The organism is Rhizobium sp. Root1203 (genome assembly GCF_001424945.1).
Classification (GTDB): Bacteria; Pseudomonadota; Alphaproteobacteria; order Rhizobiales; family Rhizobiaceae; genus Rhizobium.
Genome location: NZ_LMCW01000023.1, coordinates 327,933 through 341,967 on the forward strand (window position 1 = coordinate 327,933; position 14,035 = coordinate 341,967).

General features: G+C 60.7%; 12 protein-coding genes. All 12 read left to right on the top strand.

Annotated features, from left to right (window positions below):
• The first annotated feature begins 13 nt into the window (after positions 1-13).
• The 12 genes from zapE to ASC97_RS33215 all read left to right on the top strand — a co-directional run bounded on the left by zapE (position 14) and on the right by ASC97_RS33215 (position 14,025).
• Complete coding sequence (zapE, locus tag ASC97_RS22035; RefSeq protein ID WP_057470455.1) at positions 14-1,177, top strand: cell division protein ZapE; 1,164 nt, start codon at positions 14-16, stop codon at positions 1,175-1,177.
• Between the two features lie 177 nt (positions 1,178-1,354).
• A complete protein-coding gene (gene mdh, locus ASC97_RS22040; RefSeq protein WP_057470456.1) occupies positions 1,355-2,317 on the top strand; it encodes a malate dehydrogenase in 963 nt (320 codons plus the stop codon).
• Between the two features lie 40 nt (positions 2,318-2,357).
• Entirely contained in the window at positions 2,358-3,554 is a 1,197-nt protein-coding gene (gene sucC / locus ASC97_RS22045) for an ADP-forming succinate--CoA ligase subunit beta (protein ID WP_057470457.1), read from the top strand.
• 5 nt (positions 3,555-3,559) lie between these two features.
• Positions 3,560-4,462 (top strand): succinate--CoA ligase subunit alpha, encoded by a 903-nt coding sequence (sucD, locus tag ASC97_RS22050; protein WP_057470458.1) that lies wholly within the window; start codon positions 3,560-3,562, stop codon positions 4,460-4,462.
• A gap of 166 nt (positions 4,463-4,628) precedes the next feature.
• Positions 4,629-7,613, top strand: a complete 2,985-nt coding sequence (locus ASC97_RS22055) for a 2-oxoglutarate dehydrogenase E1 component (protein ID WP_057470459.1) — start codon at positions 4,629-4,631, stop codon at positions 7,611-7,613.
• A 214-nt stretch (positions 7,614-7,827) separates the two neighbouring features.
• Entirely contained in the window at positions 7,828-9,072 is a 1,245-nt protein-coding gene (odhB, locus tag ASC97_RS22060) for a 2-oxoglutarate dehydrogenase complex dihydrolipoyllysine-residue succinyltransferase (protein WP_057470460.1), read from the top strand.
• A gap of 54 nt (positions 9,073-9,126) precedes the next feature.
• Positions 9,127-9,516, top strand: a complete 390-nt coding sequence (locus ASC97_RS22065) for an MAPEG family protein (protein ID WP_057470461.1) — start codon at positions 9,127-9,129, stop codon at positions 9,514-9,516.
• A 7-nt stretch (positions 9,517-9,523) separates the two neighbouring features.
• Positions 9,524-10,030, top strand: coding sequence for a hypothetical protein (locus ASC97_RS22070; protein WP_057470462.1), 507 nt, complete (start codon positions 9,524-9,526; stop codon positions 10,028-10,030).
• Positions 10,027-10,779, top strand: a complete 753-nt coding sequence (locus ASC97_RS22075; RefSeq protein ID WP_057470463.1) for an SDR family oxidoreductase — start codon at positions 10,027-10,029, stop codon at positions 10,777-10,779. The genes ASC97_RS22070 and ASC97_RS22075 overlap by 4 nt, the downstream gene beginning before the upstream one ends.
• A gap of 19 nt (positions 10,780-10,798) precedes the next feature.
• A complete protein-coding gene (locus tag ASC97_RS22080; RefSeq protein WP_057470464.1) occupies positions 10,799-11,437 on the top strand; it encodes a LysE family translocator in 639 nt (212 codons plus the stop codon).
• Between the two features lie 25 nt (positions 11,438-11,462).
• On the top strand, positions 11,463-12,869 hold the full coding sequence (gene lpdA, locus ASC97_RS22085) for a dihydrolipoyl dehydrogenase (protein WP_057470465.1): 1,407 nt from the start codon (positions 11,463-11,465) through the stop codon (positions 12,867-12,869).
• A gap of 207 nt (positions 12,870-13,076) precedes the next feature.
• Positions 13,077-14,025 (top strand): IS630 family transposase gene (locus ASC97_RS33215; protein ID WP_156390416.1). Its coding sequence is split into 2 segments (ribosomal slippage): positions 13,077-13,412 and positions 13,414-14,025, totalling 948 coding nucleotides; the frame shifts between segments, so codons are not numbered across the junction.
• Positions 14,026-14,035 lie beyond the last annotated feature (10 nt).

A 14,035-nucleotide genomic window follows, 5' to 3' on the forward strand; every position in this document is an offset into this window, starting at 1 on the left:
CAGGCGGACATTCATGCAACCGATGCCGGACTACAGCTTGAGCGTCAGCGAACAATTGAAGTCGCTGACGGCTGCGGGCGCGCTGCAAATCGATTCAGCCCAGATGCATGTCGCGAAGTGCCTGGACCGGGTGCTTTCAGAGCTGAAGCGGAAGCGGCCGGCGGCCAAGGCGAGCGCACTCGGCTGGCTGTTCGCCGCCAAGAAGAAGCCGTCCGAGAAGATCAAGGGCCTCTACATCCACGGCAGCGTCGGCCGCGGCAAAACCATGTTGATGGACATGTTTTTCGGCATGGCGCCTTGCGCGAGGAAGCGGCGCGCGCATTTCCACGAGTTCATGGCCGATGTGCACAACCGCATCGCTGCCCATCGCCTTAAGCTGAAGCAGGGAGAGACGAAGCAGGCCGACCCGATCCCCGTGGTGGCTGCAGCGCTCTACGACGAAGCCGAGCTGCTTTGCTTCGATGAATTCACGGTTACAGATATTGCCGACGCGATGATCCTGTCGCGACTGTTTTCGGATCTTTTCCGGCGCGGCTGCATTCTTATCGCCACGTCGAATGTCGAGCCTGAAAACCTCTACAGGGATGGGCTAAACCGCAGCCTGTTCCTGCCCTTCGTCGATCTCTTGCAGCGGAATATCGATGTGGTGACTCTGGACTCGCCGACGGACTACCGGCTGGAGAAGCTGGATAGTCAGCCGGTCTATCTGACGCCCCTCAACGACCATGCCGACATGGCGATGGATGCTTCGTGGATGCAGGCGCTGCACGGGCGCAAGCCGCTTCCGCTGGATATCCCGATGAAGGGACGGCACATCCATGTTCCGCTCGCCGCCGACCGCATCGCACGCTTCTCCTTTGCGGACCTCTGCGACAAACCGCTCGGAGCTGCGGACTTTCTTGCGATCTGCGAGCGTTTCGATGCCATCTTTCTCGATCACGTGCCTCTGCTGGGGCCGGAGAAGCGGAACCAGACCAAGCGGTTCATCATTCTCGTCGATACTCTCTACGATCACGCGGTTCGACTTTATGTGTCGGCGGCGGCCATGCCGGAGAACTTATTGACACAAGTGCGTGGTACCGAAGGTTTCGAATTCGATCGGACGGTCTCGCGGTTGTTTGAAATGCGGAGTGCGGAATATCTGGCCCTGCACCACGATAGACGGGCTGCCGAGTAGCGTTCCACTTATAGATATATTACGTTTACGTAAGAATTTTATGATCTAAACGATTGAAATTGCTGCTCCAGAAAGAATCGTTTGCCATTTTTTTGCTTTGGGTCTATGCGGTTTCGGCATTGGGCGATGCCCCCCGCGCGTCGCCTGACGAATTTTGATCGCAAAGGAAACAGCGAAATGGCGCGTAACAAGATCGCACTCATTGGTTCTGGCATGATTGGTGGCACGCTGGCACACCTCGCCGGCCTGAAGGAACTGGGTGACATCGTTCTCTTCGATATCGCCGACGGTATTCCCCAGGGCAAGGGCCTCGACATAGCACAGTCCTCGCCGGTCGAAGGTTTCGACGTGAACCTCTCGGGCGCCAGCGACTATTCCGCGATCGAAGGTGCAGACGTCTGCATCGTCACCGCCGGCGTCGCCCGCAAGCCGGGCATGAGCCGCGACGACCTCCTCGGCATCAACCTCAAGGTCATGGAACAGGTCGGCGCCGGCATCAAGAAGTATGCGCCCAATGCCTTTGTCATCTGCATCACCAACCCGCTCGATGCGATGGTATGGGCGCTGCAGAAGTTCTCCGGCCTTCCGGCCAACAAGGTCGTCGGCATGGCCGGCGTTCTCGACAGCTCGCGCTTCCGCCTGTTCCTCTCCAAGGAATTCAACGTATCCGTTCAGGACGTCACGGCATTCGTTCTCGGCGGCCATGGCGACACGATGGTCCCGCTCGCCCGCTATTCGACCGTTGGCGGCATTCCGCTGACCGACCTCGTCACCATGGGCTGGGTCACCAAGGAACGCCTCGAAGAGATCATCCAGCGCACACGTGACGGCGGCGCCGAAATCGTCGGCCTGCTGAAGACGGGCTCGGCTTACTACGCGCCTGCGGCGTCTGCTATCGAGATGGCCGAATCCTACCTCAAGGACAAGAAGCGCGTTCTGCCTTGCGCAGCACAGCTCACCGGCCAGTACGGCGTCAAGGACATGTATGTCGGCGTTCCTACCGTCATCGGTGCGGGCGGCGTCGAGCGCATCATCGAGATCGACCTCAACAAGGCCGAGAAGGACGCTTTCGACAAGTCTGTCGCAGCTGTCGCCGGCCTGTGTGAAGCCTGCATCAACATCGCGCCGTCGCTGAAGTAATCAAGCCGCGCGCTGACGCAATCCAAACAGGAATAGACCCATGAATATTCATGAATATCAGGCCAAGGCTCTGCTGAAGGGCTATGGCGCGCCGGTCGCAGAAGGTGTGGCGATCTTCTCCGCAGACGAAGCAGAAGCGGCCGCAAAGTCGCTTCCGGGTCCGCTTTACGTCGTGAAGAGCCAGATCCATGCAGGTGGTCGCGGCAAGGGCAAGTTCAAGGAACTCGGCCCTGACGCAAAGGGCGGCGTTCGCCTGGCCTTCTCGATCGAGGAAGCCAAGGCCCACGCCAAGGAAATGCTCGGCAACACGCTGGTCACCAAGCAGACCGGCGACGCGGGCAAGCAGGTCAACCGTCTCTATATCGAAGATGGCGCCGACATCGACCGCGAGCTTTATCTTTCGCTGCTCGTCGACCGTGCGGTCGGCCAGGTTTCCTTCGTGGTTTCCACGGAAGGCGGCATGGATATCGAAACCGTTGCTCACGATACGCCCGAGAAGATCATAAACGTCGCGATCGATCCGATCGCCGGCGTCACGGCTGCAAACCTTGCCGCACTGACTTCGGCTCTGAAGCTCGAAGGCGAAGCCAAGGCCGATGCCGAAAAGCTCTTCCCGATCCTCTACAGGGCGTTTGTCGAGAAGGACATGGCGTTGCTCGAGATCAACCCGCTGATCGTCATGAAGAATGGCCGCGTGCGCGTTCTGGACGCCAAGGTGTCCTTCGACGGCAACGCGCTGTTCCGTCACGAAGACGTCGTCGCCCTGCGCGACAAGTCCGAGGAAGACGAAAAGGAAATCGAAGCTTCGAAGTATGACCTGGCCTACGTCGCCCTCGACGGCAACATCGGCTGCATGGTCAACGGTGCCGGTCTTGCCATGGCAACGATGGACATCATCAAGCTTTACGGGGCCGAGCCCGCGAACTTCCTCGACGTCGGCGGCGGCGCTTCGAAGGAAAAAGTCACGGCTGCCTTCAAGATCATCACTGCCGATCCGGCCGTGAAGGGCATCCTGGTCAACATCTTCGGCGGCATTATGAAGTGCGATGTCATTGCCGAAGGCGTGATCGCTGCCGTCAAGGAAGTTGGCCTCCAGGTTCCGCTCGTCGTTCGCCTCGAAGGCACCAATGTCGAGCTCGGCAAGAAGATCATCAATGAATCCGGTCTCAACGTCATTTCGGCCGACGACCTGGACGACGCTGCGCAAAAGATCGTCGCAGCCGTAAAGGGAGCCTGAGACCTATGTCGATCCTTATCAACAAGAACACCAAGATCCTCGTTCAGGGTCTGACCGGCAAGACGGGCACGTTCCACACGGAACAGGCGCTCGCCTACCACGGCACGAAGATGGTGGGTGGCATCCACCCCAAAAAGGGTGGCGAGACCTGGACCGGTTCGAAGGGCGAAAGCCTGCCGATCTTCGCTTCGGTTGCCGAAGGCAAGAAGGTCACGGGCGCTGACGCTTCGGTTATCTACGTTCCGCCGGCTGGTGCCGCGGAAGCGATCCTCGAAGCGATCGATGCTGAAATCCCCCTGATCGTCTGCATCACGGAAGGCATTCCGGTTGCCGACATGATCAAGGTCAAGGCCAGGCTCGACAAGTCCAAGTCGCGCCTGATCGGGCCGAACTGCCCGGGCGTCATGACACCTGACGAATGCAAGATCGGCATCATGCCGGGTTCCATCTTCAAGAAGGGTTCCGTCGGCGTCCTCTCGCGTTCCGGCACGCTCACCTACGAAGCCGTGTTCCAGACGACCAACGAAGGCCTCGGCCAGACGTCGGCTGTCGGCATCGGCGGCGACCCGGTCAAGGGCACCGAATTCATCGACATCCTGGAAATGTTCCTGGCTGACGAAGAAACCAAGTCGATCATCATGATCGGCGAAATCGGTGGCTCGGCTGAAGAAGACGCGGCGCAGTTCCTCAAGGACGAAGCCAAGAAGGGCCGCAAGAAGCCGATGGTCGGCTTCATCGCAGGCCGTACCGCCCCGGAAGGCCGCACGATGGGCCATGCCGGTGCAGTCATCTCCGGCGGCAAGGGCGGCGCGGAAGACAAGATCGCGGCAATGGAATCGGCTGGCATTCGCGTGTCGCCGTCTCCTGCCCGTCTCGGCAAGACGCTGGTTGAAGTCCTGAAGGGCTAAGCCAATCTATATACCCGGGCAGCAAGCGTTTTCGCCTTGTTGCCCGGTCTCGACCAAGACACGGACTGAGCCGCGGACAGGCGGCTGAAGACAGATGCGGCAGCCGATCGACAAATCGGCAGAATCACAAGAGTCAGGAGGCGGACGATAGCGTCCGCATGCAACCATGGCACGGCAAGAAGCCAACGAGCAGTTTCAGATCACCTCGTTCCTGGATGGCGCCAACGCTGCTTATATCGAGCAGCTTCACGCGCGCTACGAAGACGATCCGGCATCGGTCAACGAGGAGTGGCGGGCGTTCTTCAAGGCGCTGGAAGACAATCCGGACGACGTGAAGCGGGCGGCCAAGGGTGCGTCCTGGCGCAAGAAGAACTGGCCGCTGCAGGCCAGCGGCGATCTCGTTTCCGCGCTCGACGGCGATTGGGGCGTGATCGAGAAAGTCATCGAAACCAAGGTCAAGGCAAAGGCCGAAGCAGCTGGAAAGCCTGCCGACGGCGCTGACGTGCTTCAGGCGACGCGCGACTCGGTGCGCGCCATCATGATGATCCGCGCCTATCGCATGCGCGGCCACCTGCACGCCAAGCTCGACCCGCTCGGCATTGCCGCTCCTGTGGACGACTACAAGGAATTGTCGCCGGAAGCCTATGGCTTCACGGCCGCCGACAACGACCGCAAGATCTTCATCGACAACGTGCTTGGCCTCGAATACGCGACCATCCCGCAGATGATCGAGATCCTCGAGCGCACGTACTGCTCGACGCTCGGCGTCGAGTTCATGCACATCTCCAATCCGGAAGAAAAAGCCTGGATCCAGGAGCGCATTGAAGGTCCCGACAAGGGCGTTGCATTTACGCCGGAAGGCAAGAAGGCCATCCTCGCAAAGATCATCGAAGCCGAAGGCTACGAGCAGTTCCTCGACGTCAAGTTCAAGGGCACCAAGCGCTTCGGCCTCGACGGCGGTGAATCGCTCATTCCGGCGCTGGAGCAGATCCTCAAGCGCGGCGGCCACCTCGGCCTCAAGGAAGCGGTGTTCGGTATGGCTCACCGCGGTCGCCTGAACGTGCTTTCCCAGGTCATGGGCAAGCCGCATCGCGCCATTTTCCACGAGTTCAAGGGCGGCTCCTACGCTCCGGACGAAGTCGAAGGTTCGGGCGACGTCAAGTACCACCTGGGCGCCTCCTCCGACCGCGAATTCGACGGCAACAAGATCCATGTTTCGTTGACGGCCAACCCGTCGCATCTCGAAATCGTCGACCCCGTCGTCATGGGCAAGGCGCGCGCCAAGCAGGACATGGGCGCCACCGTCTGGGACGGCGATACCATTCCGCTCACGGAACGCTCCAAGGTCCTGCCGCTGCTGATCCACGGCGACGCAGCATTTGCCGGCCAGGGCGTAATCGCAGAGATCCTCGGCCTCTCCGGACTGCGCGGTCATCGCGTTGCCGGCACAATGCACGTGATCATCAACAACCAGATCGGCTTCACCACCAATCCGGCGTTCTCACGCTCGTCGCCCTACCCGTCCGACGTGGCCAAGATGATTGAGGCGCCGATCCTGCATGTAAACGGTGACGATCCGGAAGCGGTTGTCTACGGCGCCAAGATCGCCATGGAATTCCGCATGAAGTTCCACAAGCCTGTGGTTCTCGACATGTTCTGTTACCGCCGCTACGGCCACAACGAGGGCGACGAACCGTCCTTCACGCAGCCGAAGATGTACAAGGTCATCCGCGGCCACAAGACGGTGCTGCAGCTCTATGCAGATCGTCTCGTTGCCGAAGGCCTGCTGACCGATGGCGAAGTCGAGAAGATGAAGGCTGACTGGCGTGCCCATCTCGAGCAGGAGTTCGAGGCCGGGCAACACTACAAGCCGAACAAGGCCGACTGGCTGGACGGCGAGTGGTCGGGCCTGCGCACGGCTGACAACGCCGACGAGCAGCGTCGCGGCAAGACAGCCGTTCCGATGAAGCAATTGAAGGAAATCGGCCGCAAGCTTTCGGAAATTCCGGAAGGCTTCCACGCGCACAGAACCATCCAGCGCTTCATGGAAAACCGTGCCAACATGATCGCGACCGGCGAAGGCATCGACTGGGCGACGGCCGAGGCGCTCGCTTTCGGCGCGCTCTGCGTCGAAGGCCACAAGATCCGCCTCTCCGGCCAGGATTGCGAACGGGGCACGTTCTCACAACGCCACTCGGTTCTCTACGATCAGGAAACCGAAGAGCGCTACATCCCGCTCGCCAACCTGTCGCCGACCCAGGCGCGCTACGAAGTCATCAACTCGATGCTTTCGGAAGAAGCGGTTCTCGGCTTCGAGTACGGCTATTCGCTGGCCCGTCCGAACGCGTTGACGCTCTGGGAAGCCCAGTTCGGCGACTTCGCCAACGGTGCGCAGGTTGTCTTCGACCAGTTCATCTCCTCGGGTGAACGCAAGTGGCTGCGCATGTCGGGTCTCGTCTGCCTTCTGCCTCACGGCTACGAGGGCCAGGGTCCGGAGCACTCCTCGGCTCGCCTCGAACGCTTCCTGCAGCTTTGCGCGGAAGACAACATGCAGGTCGCCAACGTCACGACGCCGGCGAACTACTTCCACATCCTGCGTCGCCAGCTGAAGCGCGACTTCCGCAAGCCGTTGGTCCTGATGACGCCGAAGTCGCTGCTGCGGCACAAGCGCGCTGTATCCGGTCTAGCCGAGATGGCGGGCGAATCCTCCTTCCACCGTCTCCTTTGGGACGATGCGGAGGTCATCAAGGACGGCCCGATCAAGCTGCAGAAGGACAACAAGATCCGTCGCGTCGTCATGTGCTCTGGCAAGGTCTATTTCGATCTCCTGGAAGAACGCGAAAAGCGCGGCGTGGACGACGTTTATCTGCTGCGCGTCGAACAGCTCTATCCGTTTCCGGCCAAGGCACTCATCAACGAGCTCTCCCGCTTCCGCAATGCGGAAATGGTCTGGTGCCAGGAAGAGCCGAAGAACATGGGTGCTTGGTCGTTTATCGACCCCTATCTTGAATGGGTACTTGCCCATATCGATGCAAAGTACCAGCGTGTCCGCTACACCGGGCGTCCGGCGGCCGCATCGCCGGCAACAGGCCTGATGTCCAAGCATCTGGCGCAGCTCGCTGCATTCCTTGAGGATGCGCTGGGCGGCTGAGGAATTCGGCGGCGGCACATGTCTTTGACAGACCTGCGCCGCCGCCTTCCGTATGACTCGACTGGGGAAAAAATGGCCGCGATCGCCGACGCTGATCCGGCAGCTCGCTCTAACCCTTTCCGCTTCGATATTTTGCCGATGCCCTCGATTCATTCTCCGGCCGTCCGCCGCCGGAAACAAATAAAACGAACACAAGCAAATCAGGATTTGAACAATGGCCACAGAAATCCGCGTTCCAACTCTCGGTGAATCCGTCAGCGAGGCAACCGTCGGCACCTGGTTCAAGAAGGTCGGCGATGTCATCAAGGCCGACGAGCCGCTCGTCGAGCTTGAAACCGACAAGGTGACCATCGAAGTCCCTGCACCGGCTTCCGGCGTTCTTTCGGAAATCGTCGCTCAGGCAGGCGAGACGGTCGGCCTCGACGCGCTGCTCGGCCAGATCTCGGCCGGCGCTGGCGCCGCTGCTGCTCCTGCCGCTGCCCCGGCCAAGGCTGTCGAGCCGGTTGCTGCCGCGCCGGCACCGGTCGCCGCGGCTGCTTCATCTTCGTCTGCATCCGTTTCCTCCATGCCGCCGGCACCGGCTGCATCGAAGATGCTGGCTGAAAACAACATCTCGGCCGATCAGGTTGACGGCAGCGGCAAGCGCGGCCAGGTCCTGAAGGGCGATGTCATTGCAGCCGTTGCCAAGGGCCTTTCGGCTCCGGCTGCCACACCTGCTGCTCCCGCAGCACCGCGGGGTCCGTCGACCGTCGAGGATGCGGGCCGCGAAGAGCGCGTGAAGATGACGCGCCTGCGCCAGACGATTGCCAAGCGCCTCAAGGATGCGCAGAACACGGCTGCCATGCTGACCACCTACAACGAGGTGGATATGAAAGCCGTCATGGACCTGCGCGCCAAGTACAAGGACGTCTTCGAAAAGAAGCATGGCGTGAAGCTCGGCTTCATGGGCTTCTTCACCAAGGCCGTGACGCATGCCCTGAAGGAACTGCCGGCAGTCAACGCCGAGATCGACGGCACCGATATCATCTATAAGAACTACTGCCACGTCGGCATGGCCGTCGGCACGGACAAGGGGCTCGTCGTTCCGATCATCCGCGACGCCGACCAGATGTCCATCGCCGAAATCGAGAAGGACCTCGGCCGTCTTGCGAAAGCTGCCCGCGACGGCACGCTTTCCATGGCCGACATGCAGGGTGGTACTTTCACGATCACCAACGGCGGCGTCTATGGTTCGCTGATGTCCTCGCCGATCCTCAATGCACCGCAGTCGGGTATCCTCGGCATGCACAAGATCCAGGAACGCCCGGTCGTCGTCGGCGGTCAGATCGTCATCCGTCCGATGATGTACCTGGCACTCTCCTACGATCACCGTATCGTCGACGGCAAGGAAGCCGTTACCTTCCTCGTCCGTGTCAAGGAAAGCCTGGAAGATCCGGAACGCCTGGTTCTCGATCTCTAAGGAACAGCAGGGCCGCGCGAGCGGCCCTTTTTCGCCTCAGCCTCGGAACGCCTGATGTCGCTGGAACTTGCCTATCTGCTCTGGAGTGCGGCGCTCGCTTTCGCCTATATGATGGCGCAGGCGGCAGCCTACCGTATGCAGGCGGGCGTGGCGGATGCGAGTTCGACCAGGGACCGGGAACCGGAGCCGAATATCCTCACCGGGCGGGCAACGCGGGCCCTCAGGAACTTTCAGGAAACCTACCCGATCTTCATCGCGCTGGCTGTCGTGACGATCGCCTCCGGCCGGTCGGACAGCTTCACGCAGTGGGGCGCAATCGCCTGGTTCTGGTCGCGCGCCGCCTATCTGCCCGCTTATCTCCTCGGCCTCAGCCCTTACCGGTCCTGGATCTGGGCGGTCTCGGCGATCGGGCTGATCATGATCTTTGCCGGTATTGCTTGGTGAGGGAAAGATGAAAAAGTTGATTGCCGCTATGGCCGCCGCGGTTCTGGCATCTGCCGTCAGTCAGCCTGTCGCGGCCGCCGATTGCAAGCAGGCGAGTGCGGTCTATGCCGATCGCGACGGCGCCTATGAGCTTCGCTTTACGCCGATCAACTCGGAAGCTGCGGTGGCGAGCAATCAGTTCAAGCTGAGCGTGCTCAAGACTGACATTGTGTTCGACGGATACGTCATGCCTTCCGACGATCCCGAGCGTGCCCACGGGCTTGTCATGTTCAATTGCCCAGGCGGCGATGTCACGACAGCGGATCTCAATGCCTGCACCATCTGGCAAGGCGCAGTCTACGGCGTGAACGCCAACGGCGACATCGACAATCTGCAGGCGGAAGCGGCGGCGGCTGCGGACAAGGTCCTCCTGCCGGGTCTCGGGCCGGCAATTCGTGCTTCTTCCGTCTGGGGTGCCGGGAAGGCAACCGTTGCGCCCTGGGACCTGCTTGATTTCAAGGAGTGCGCAAAATGACTAAAGGTCCCGTTCTGCTCGTGACCGGCGGTAGCCGCGGCATCGGTGCGGCCATCAGCCTGCTTGCCGCCCGCAAGGGCTGGCGCGTTGCGGTCAACTATGCCTCCAACAAGGCAGCCGCCGATACCGTTGTTTCCAAGATAGTCGCTGGCGGCGGCGAGGCGCTCGCCATCAGGGGCGATGTCGGCGATGCCGCAGATATCGCCTCGATCTTCGAGGCGGTCGATCGGCATTTCGGGCGGCTGGATGGGCTCGCGAACAATGCCGGCATCGTCGATGCCCCGGCACGCGTGGACGAGATGTCCGTCGCCCGTATCGAGCGGATGATGCGCATCAACGTCACCGGCTCCATTCTCTGCGCGGCCGAGGCGGTCCGCCGGATGTCGAGCAGGCATGGCGGCAACGGCGGTGCGATCGTCAATATATCATCGATGGCGGCGATCATCGGTTCGCCTTCGCAGTATATCGACTACGCTGCCTCCAAGGCTGCAATCGACACATTCACCGTGGGGCTCGCACGCGAGGTCGCGACCGAAGGCGTGCGGGTGAACGCGGTGCGGCCGGGCGTCATCGACACCGAGATCCATGCTTCCGGCGGCCTGCCGGATCGCGCCCGAGACATGGCGTCGAGCATTCCGATGCAGCGCGCCGGAACCGCCGAGGAAGTCGCCGACGCGGTGCTCTATCTTCTTTCGCCGTCCGCTTCGTATATAACGGGCGCGATCCTCAATGTTAGCGGCGGTCGGTGACCCCAGGGGCAGTATGAGCATGCAGTACGTTCTCGAATTTCTTGGCCTGATGGCCGTCTTCTCGATCTTCATCGTCGTGCCGGGCGCCGACTTCGCCGTCATCCTGCGACAGAGCATCGTGCATGGACGCCGCGCGGCCATGATGACCGGGCTAGGCATGGGCTTCTCGTTGCTCTTCCACATCAGCTACACGATCCTCGGCCTCGGCCTCATCGTGTCGCAGTCGCTGATGCTGTTTGCGATGATCAAGTGGGCCGGTGTTGCCTATCTCGTTTATCTCGGCATCAAGTCGTTCCGGGATCCGGGTTTCAACGTCCAGGAAATCGAAGTCACGGAAGACGACCGCAAGCCGCTTTCGGCGATCAAGTGCCTGGGGATGGGCTTCATCACCAATGCACTGAACCCGAAGCCGGTGCTGTTCTTCCTGTCGCTGTTTTCGACGCTGGTGCATCACGATACTCCGGCGCTCATCCAGTTCAGCTATGGCATCGGCATGGCGACGGCGCTCGTCGCCTGGTTTGCCGGCGTCTCCGTCTTCTTCACCGTCAAGCCCATCCGCGACCGCTTCATTGCCAGCGGCAAATGGTTCAACCGCATTACCGGCGCCGCCTTGGTCGGCTTCGGCTTCCGCCTCGCGCTGGCGCGTGCGGCTGACTGAACAATAACGAAAAGGAAAAGAATCCATGTCCTATGATGTGATCGTTATCGGAACTGGCCCCGGCGGCTATGTTGCTGCCATCAAGGCGGCCCAGCTCGGCCTCAAGGTTGCCGTCGTCGAAAAGCGTGCCACCTTCGGAGGCACCTGCCTCAACGTCGGCTGCATCCCGTCCAAGGCACTGCTGCATGCTTCCGAAATGTTCCATCAGGCCGGTCACGGCATGGATGCGCTCGGCATCGAGGTGGCGGCACCTAAGCTCAACCTTGAAAAGATGCTGGCACACAAGGATGCGACGGTGAAGTCCAACGTCGACGGCGTTGCCTTCCTCTTCAAGAAGAACAAGATCGACAGCTTCCAGGGAACCGGAAAGATCGTTTCGGCGGGCAAGGTTGCTGTGACCGGCGACGACGGAAAGGTGCAGGAAATCGAGGGCAAGAACATCGTCATCGCCACGGGTTCGGATGTCGCCGGCATTCCGGGCGTGCAGGTCGACATCGACGAGAAGATCATCATCTCGTCGACAGGCGGCATCGCGCTGGAGAAGGTGCCAGAGACGATGATCGTCGTCGGCGGCGGCGTTATCGGACTTGAGCTCGGCTCGGTCTGGTCGCGTCTCGGCGCCAAGGTGACCGTCGTCGAATACCTCGACACCATCCTCGGCGGCATGGACGGCGACGTCGCCAAGCAGTTCCAGCGCATGCTTGCCAAGCAGGGCATCGACTTCAACCTCGGCGCCAAGGTCGTCGGCGTTGAAAAGGGAGGCAAGGGCGCCAGGGTGACGTTCGAACCGGTCAAGGGCGGCGACAAGGTTACGCTCGAAGCCGAGGTCGTGCTCATCGCCACCGGCCGCAAGCCCTATACGGCGGGCCTCGGCCTGGAAGAAGCCGGCGTCACGCTGGACAATCGCGGCCGCGTCGAGATCGACGGTTACTTCAAGACCAATGTCGCCGGCATCTATGCAATCGGCGATGTGGTCAAGGGTCCGATGCTGGCCCACAAGGCCGAGGACGAAGGTGTGGCGCTCGCCGAAATCCTCGCCGGCCAGGCCGGCCATGTGAACTACGACGTCATCCCGAGCGTCGTCTACACGCAGCCGGAAGTGGCTTCCGTCGGCAAGACCGAGGAAGAGCTGAAGGCCGCAGGCGTCGCCTACAAGGTAGGCAAGTTCCCGTTCACGGCAAACGGCCGCGCGCGCGCGATGCTGGCCACGGACGGCTTCGTGAAGATCCTGTCCGACAAGACGACTGACCGCGTCCTCGGCGGCCATATCGTCGGCTTCGGGGCCGGCGAGATGATCCACGAAATCGCCGTGCTGATGGAATTCGGCGGCTCTGCCGAAGACCTCGGCCGCACCTGCCACGCGCACCCGACCATGTCGGAAGCGGTCAAGGAAGCAGCGCTCGCCGCATTCTTCAAGCCGATCCATATGTAAGCGATCACGAACAGCCTAGAGCGTTTCCGTGTTTTTCTGAATCGAATGTGATTCCCAAATCAGTTTTATTCTGATTCCTTGGTGTTGGCTGGATGGAGGCCAGCATCTGATGANTAGAGCGTTTCCGTGTTTTTCTGAATCGAATGTGATTCCCAAATCAGTTTTATTCTGATTCCTTGGTGTTGGCTGGATGGAGGCCAGCATCTGATGACCGCACCGATATCGAATGATCTTCGCGAGCGCGTTGTCGCCGCCGTGCTGAGTGGCGAAAGCGTTCGTTCAGTGGCAGTCAGGTTTGAAATTGCCGCGTCTTCAGTCGTGAAGTGGTCCCAGCGCCATCGTGCGACCGGATCGGTTCATCCCGGCAAGATGGGCGGCCACCGCAAGCGGATACTCGAACCGCATCGTGATATCATTGTGCAACGGCTCGCCGAGAACCCACACCTGACACTCCATGGCCTGAAGGCAGAGTTGTCCGAGCGGGGTATTTCCGTCTCGCACAATACGATCTGGGAATTCATTCGCAGCGAAGGGCTGCGCTTCAAAAAAAACGCTGTTCGCCCTTGAACAGGCTCGTGCCGATGTCGCTCGCAAAAGACAGCGGTGGAAGAGCCTGCAAAATCATCTCGATCCCGAACGGCTGGTCTTCATTGATGAGACCTGGATCAAGACCAACATGTCGCCGATCAGGGGCTGGGGCGCAAAAGGCAAGCGACTGCGGGCATTTGCACCGCATGGCCACTGGCGCACGCTGACCTTCCTGGGCGCCTTGAGGAACGATCGGCTTACAGCACCCTGTGTCTTCGACGGACCGATCAACGGCCAGTGCTTCCGCGCCTATGTCGAGCAGCAGTTGGTGCCGGCGCTCAAGCCAGGCGACATCGTCGTCATGGACAATCTCGGCAGCCACAAGTCGGCGACCATCCGTCAATTGATCAAAGCCGCCGGTGCGCGGCTATGGTTCCTGCCACCCTATTCGCCGGATCTCAATCCGATCGAGCAGGCCTTCTCCAAGATCAAACATTGGATGCGAAACGCACAAAAMCGCACCATCGACGACACATGGCGTCATATCGGCAGGCTGGTCGAAACCATCCAGCCCGCCGAATGCCAAAACTATCTGGAAAATGCTGGATATGGTTCCGTTAAAAGGTGAAACGCTCTAG